General features: G+C 63.3%; 5 protein-coding genes. 2 read left to right on the top strand and 3 right to left on the bottom strand.

The annotated features are described in order from the left end of the window. Nucleotides 1-86: 86 nt before the first annotated feature. The gene (locus GYA94_RS24290; protein WP_110679784.1) at nt 87-1211 is read right to left on the bottom strand and encodes a methyltransferase; all 1125 of its coding nucleotides are present in this window, start codon (nt 1209-1211) and stop codon (nt 87-89) included. A 96-nt stretch (nt 1212-1307) separates the two neighbouring features. Continuing rightward, nucleotides 1308-2015, bottom strand: coding sequence for an autoinducer binding domain-containing protein (locus GYA94_RS24285; protein WP_110679785.1), 708 nt, complete (start codon nt 2013-2015; stop codon nt 1308-1310). A 212-nt stretch (nt 2016-2227) separates the two neighbouring features. Between GYA94_RS24285 and GYA94_RS24280 the strand changes: the two genes are divergently transcribed. Beyond that, on the top strand, nt 2228-3004 hold the full coding sequence (locus tag GYA94_RS24280) for a ferredoxin--NADP reductase (RefSeq protein ID WP_110679786.1): 777 nt from the start codon (nt 2228-2230) through the stop codon (nt 3002-3004). A 71-nt stretch (nt 3005-3075) separates the two neighbouring features. On the opposite strand, the gene mscL is transcribed toward GYA94_RS24280, so the two are convergent. Continuing rightward, nucleotides 3076-3495 carry a large-conductance mechanosensitive channel protein MscL gene (mscL, locus tag GYA94_RS24275; protein WP_029888025.1) on the bottom strand — a complete coding sequence of 140 codons (420 nt, stop codon included), beginning with the start codon at nt 3493-3495 and terminating at the stop codon, nt 3076-3078. Between the two features lie 176 nt (nt 3496-3671). On the opposite strand from mscL, the gene radA reads away from it, so the two are divergent. After that, a complete protein-coding gene (gene radA, locus GYA94_RS24270) occupies nt 3672-5042 on the top strand; it encodes a DNA repair protein RadA (RefSeq protein ID WP_009681282.1) in 1371 nt (456 codons plus the stop codon). Nucleotides 5043-5066: the final 24 nt, after the last annotated feature.

The raw sequence follows: 5066 nt of genomic DNA, 5'->3' as shown, positions 1-5066 counted from the left end.
ATAGAATCTCCCACAGGGTCGCATCTGCCTCGAGCCTTGTGCAGTCCTGTGGGAGCCGGCTTGCCGGCGATAGGGCCGGTACAGGCTTACTTGCGCGCTTTGAGGATTACAAACTTGGGCGTAGCCGCTACCTGCTCCACCCCACGGAACAACCGCGCCAGCTTGCTGTGATAGCCCAGGTGGCGGTTGCCCACGATGTACAGGGCCCCGCCCACCACCAACGCTTCGCGTGCCTGCTGGAACATGCGCCAGGCAAGAAAATCGCCAACCACCTGTTGCTGGTGGAACGGCGGGTTGCAGAGCACCACATCCAGCGACTGTTTCTCGACCCCGGCCAAGCCGTCGGCTGCTTCGAAGGTGGCCGGCCGCTCACCCAAGGCGGCGCGCCAGTTCTCCCGTGCCGATTGCACCGCCATGTACGACTCGTCTACCAAGGTGTACTCGGCATCCGGGTTGGCGAGGGCACTGGCAATGGCCAGCACCCCGTTGCCACAGCCCAGGTCTGCTACCCGCGCGCGGCCGAGGTCGCGTGGCAGGTGCGGCAGGAACGCCCGGGTGCCGATATCCAGGCCTTCACGGCAGAACACGTTGGCATGGTTGAGCAATTCCAGCGCCGGCGTGTCCAGGCGGTAACGGCTAGGGTAGGGCGAGCGGGCCAGGGGGCGCTCTGCCAGCGTCGCGGTGAGCAGGCGGGCCTTCTTTTGCGCCAGCGAAGCCTGCACCGGGCCGATGTATTTCTCCAACAGGTCACCGGCCGCGCGTGGCAAGTGCTTGACCATTGCCCCGGCAATCACCTGCGCAGTGGGGGCCAGCTGCCCCTGCAGGCGAATCAGTTGCTCTTCGAGCAGGGCCAGGGTTTTAGGCACGCGCAGCAGCACCCGGTCGAACGGGCCCTGCCAGTGCTCGCTGGCTGGCACGAACGGCACGCTGTCGAACGGCAGGCCATTGCGCGCCAGGTTCTTTTCCAGGGCCATGTGCGCCAGGTGGGAGTCGCCGCTGCTGGTCACCTGCACCTTGCCAGCCAGGTTGGCGGCCACGGCCCCGAAGCTGTCGTTGAGCACCAGCACCCGGCAGTTGGCGTCAGGTGCCTGCGCGTGCAACTGCGCGAGCAGGTATTCGTCAGCGGCATCGAAAGCCTGCAAAGGGTCGTTGGCCTGTTCGGGCTGGCGGATCAGGTCGAGTTCGGCGTAAGGGGTGGTCAACAGGGGCATGGCGTCTGGCTCGGGTATGAAACTGCCCGTTGCGGTTCGCCCCGGGCTTTGCCAGGCGATTCTACAGGGCTTTGCCCCGGGTCGCAGGTCTGAAGGTCAGATCCAGCCGCGCAACGCGGCAATGGCGATGGCGCCAGCCTTGTTGGCGGCATTGGTCTTGGTGATCACGCTGCGGATATGGAAATTCACCGTGCTTTGCGACAACGACAGAATGCAGGCAACGTCGGCAGCGGTCTTACCAGCGGCGGACCATTTCAGCACTTCCAGCTCACGCGCGCTCATCTTCGGTTGTGGCGGGCATAACGCGTTCAGGTGGTGTTCGCCGAGCACGGCATGCAGCGTGTGGCACAGCCACTGCACACTGCCGGCCTTCTCGTAGAGTTCGGTGATGTCGATGCTGCCCGCCGGGCGGGCCACGCTGATCTGGCTCTCGTTGTGTTGCAGGTCGTGCAGCGACTGCGTCCAACCGTGACGCAGGCCATGTTGGCAGGCTGCTTCGCGAAAGTGCGGGGCCTCATGATAGAGCTCGTCGGTCCACAGCACCGGCAGGGTCGACTGGTGGCTGAGGTGGGCGGCGCAGTCCTGCTTGTAGAAGTCGTCGCGCTGATAGCGACTGATCCATTCATCGGGATAGTTGCTGTACAGGTAGAGCCTGGGCGTCTGCGTCGCGATCTGAATGCGCAGGTTCAGCGCCAGGTACTGCATCGCCAGGTCCTGCGCCAGATGCACTGCGATGTTGAACAGCTTCTTTGGGCTGCGCTCGCTGACGAACGCATCAAGATATTCAAGTTTCCAGTGAAGCATCTGAAACACTCCTTGGGGCGCGGGATCCAATCCGTTTGAGAATCAGGACTAGTGTAGGAAAAGACCTACCGTTGTGTTGGGATTTTTTGCTATAGCCAACCGCATTCTCTGCGACTTTCATACCGGCACCCGGCGTGAGGCCCTACAAAGCGGTGGTTTTTATCCCGAGCACTTTAGGCGACACTGTGCACACGCCAACCCTGGAGCCCGATATGACCGCTAGCGCCGAAAAGTTCACCCGCCAGACCCTGCTCGATGTTCAGCCGCTGACGCCGAACCTCTTCAGCCTGCGGGTTACGCGCGATGCCGGGTTCCGATTTCGTTCCGGCCAGTTCGCCCGCCTGGGCGTGACCAAGGCCGATGGCAGCGTGGTATGGCGCGCCTATTCCATGGTCAGTGCGCCCCATGACGAGCACCTGGATTTCTTCTCCATCGTGGTGCCGGGCGGCGAGTTCACCAGTGAGCTGAGCCGCCTGGGGGCAGGCGATACCTTGCTGATAGACCGCCAGGCGTTTGGCTTCCTCACCCTCGACCGGTTCGTCGGCGGCCGCGACCTGTGGCTGCTGGCTACCGGTACCGGCATTGCGCCGTTCATGTCGATCCTGCAGGACTTCGAGGCCTGGGAGCGGTTCGACAGCATCAAACTGGTGTATTCGGTGCGCGAGGCCAGAGAGCTGGCTTATGTGGATGAAATTGCCGGGCTGGAACAGCGCGATTATCTGGCCGAGTTTGCTGGCAAGTTGCAGTTCATTCCGGTGGTGACCCGCGAGCAGCACCCTGGCGCGCTGAACCAGCGCATTACCACGCTGATCGAGAACGGTGAGTTGGAGAAGGCGGCGGGGCTGGAACTGTCCCCCGAGCATTCGCGGGTGATGCTGTGCGGCAACCCGGAGATGATCGACGAGACACGCAAGGTGCTCAAGGCACGCGACCTGCAGTTGAGCCTGAGCAAGCGGCCCGGCCAGGTGGCGGTCGAGAATTACTGGTAAGGCGCTGGGCCTGGGCACCGGCGCTGCCGGTGCCGGCGAGCAGGAGCGGGCTGCAAGGCAGCCCGGCAACCTCAAGGCAGGCGGTTCTGATTCTGCGTCTTGAGCAAATCGCGAATCTCGGTCAGCAGGGTTTCCTGGGGGGTAGGCACTGGCGGGGCAGTCGGTGCCACGGCCTCTTCACGCTTGAGCCGGTTGATGGCCTTCACGCCCATGAAAATGGCGAAGGCCACGATCAGGAAGTCGATCACGGTCTGGATGAACTTGCCATAGGCCAGCACCACCGCCGGTACGTCACCTTGAGCGGCTTTCAGGGTGATGGCCAGATCGCTGAAATCCACACCACCAATCAACAGGCCCAGCGGAGGCATGATCACGTCGCCGACGAAGGACGAGACGATCTTGCCGAAGGCTGCGCCGATGATGATACCAACCGCCATGTCGACGACGTTGCCTTTGACCGCGAAGGCCTTGAACTCATTGAGCATGCCCATGTTTAGATCCTTGTAACAAAAGGTGAGGTAAACGCAGTGTAAGCCACTTGAACGCTTCATGCGTTGTGTTCAGGGCAACTGACTGCGGTTAGAACGAATAGTTTTGTCGCATCCCGAAGCGCTCGAGGCACGTGCGGCTCGGCTATCATGGCGATTTTTCCAGGAGACCCCAACCCATGGCCAAGGCCAAGCGCATGTATGGCTGCACCGAGTGCGGCGCGACCTTCCCCAAATGGGCCGGCCAGTGTGGTGAATGCGGGGCCTGGAACACCCTGGTCGAAACCATGATCGAAAGCGGCGGTGCCGCTGCGCCCAGCAGTGGCCGCGCCGGTTGGACCGGGCAGCAGGCACAGATCAAGACCCTGGCCGAAGTCAGCGTCGAGGAGATCCCCCGTTTCACCACCAGCAGCACCGAGCTCGACCGTGTGTTGGGTGGCGGCCTGGTGGACGGCTCGGTGGTGCTGATTGGTGGCGACCCCGGCATCGGCAAGTCGACCATCCTGTTGCAGACCCTGTGCAACATCGCCGTGGGCATGCCGGCACTGTATGTCACTGGCGAGGAATCGCAGCAACAGGTGGCCATGCGCTCGCGCCGCCTGGGCCTGCCCCAGGACAAGCTCAAGGTCATGACCGAAACCTGCATCGAGACGATCATTGCCACGGCACGTGTCGAAAAACCGCGGGTAATGGTGATCGACTCCATCCAGACCATCTTCACCGAGCAGTTGCAGTCAGCCCCTGGTGGCGTTGCCCAGGTGCGTGAAAGCACGGCGTTGCTGGTGCGTTATGCCAAGCAGAGCGGCACGGCCATCTTCCTGGTCGGCCATGTCACCAAGGAGGGCTCGCTGGCCGGCCCGCGGGTGCTGGAGCACATGGTCGATACCGTGTTGTATTTCGAGGGCGAGTCCGACGGCCGCCTGCGCTTGCTGCGGGCGGTGAAGAACCGCTTCGGCGCCGTCAACGAGCTGGGCGTGTTCGGCATGACCGACCGCGGCTTGAAGGAGGTCTCCAACCCGTCTGCGATCTTCCTCAACCGTACCCAGGAGGAAGTGCCGGGCAGCGTGGTGATGGCCACCTGGGAAGGCACCCGGCCCATGCTGGTCGAGGTGCAGGCGCTGGTGGACGACAGCCACCTGGCCAACCCGCGCCGGGTCACCCTGGGCCTGGACCAGAACCGCCTGGCCATGCTGCTGGCGGTACTGCACCGCCACGGCGGTATACCCACCCACGACCAGGACGTGTTCCTCAATGTGGTGGGCGGGGTCAAGGTGCTGGAAACCGCTTCGGACCTGGCGCTGCTGGCGGCGGTGATGTCCAGCCTGCGCAATCGGCCACTGGCCCATGGCCTGCTGGTGTTCGGCGAGATCGGCTTGTCGGGCGAGGTACGCCCGGTGCCAAGCGGGCAGGAGCGCTTGAAGGAAGCGGCCAAGCACGGCTTCAAGCGGGCGATCGTGCCCAAGGGCAATGCGCCGAAGGAGCCGCCAGCGGGGCTGCAGGTCATTGCCGTGACCCGGCTGGAGCAGGCACTGGATGCATTGTTCGAGTAATTCGTAGCCTGTACTGGCCCTATC

Origin of the sequence: Pseudomonas juntendi, from assembly GCF_009932375.1 — a bacterium.
Lineage (GTDB): Bacteria > Pseudomonadota > Gammaproteobacteria > Pseudomonadales > Pseudomonadaceae > Aquipseudomonas > Aquipseudomonas juntendi.
Note: the sequence above shows the minus strand (reverse complement) of the source record. Positions and strands in the feature narration are given on the sequence as shown.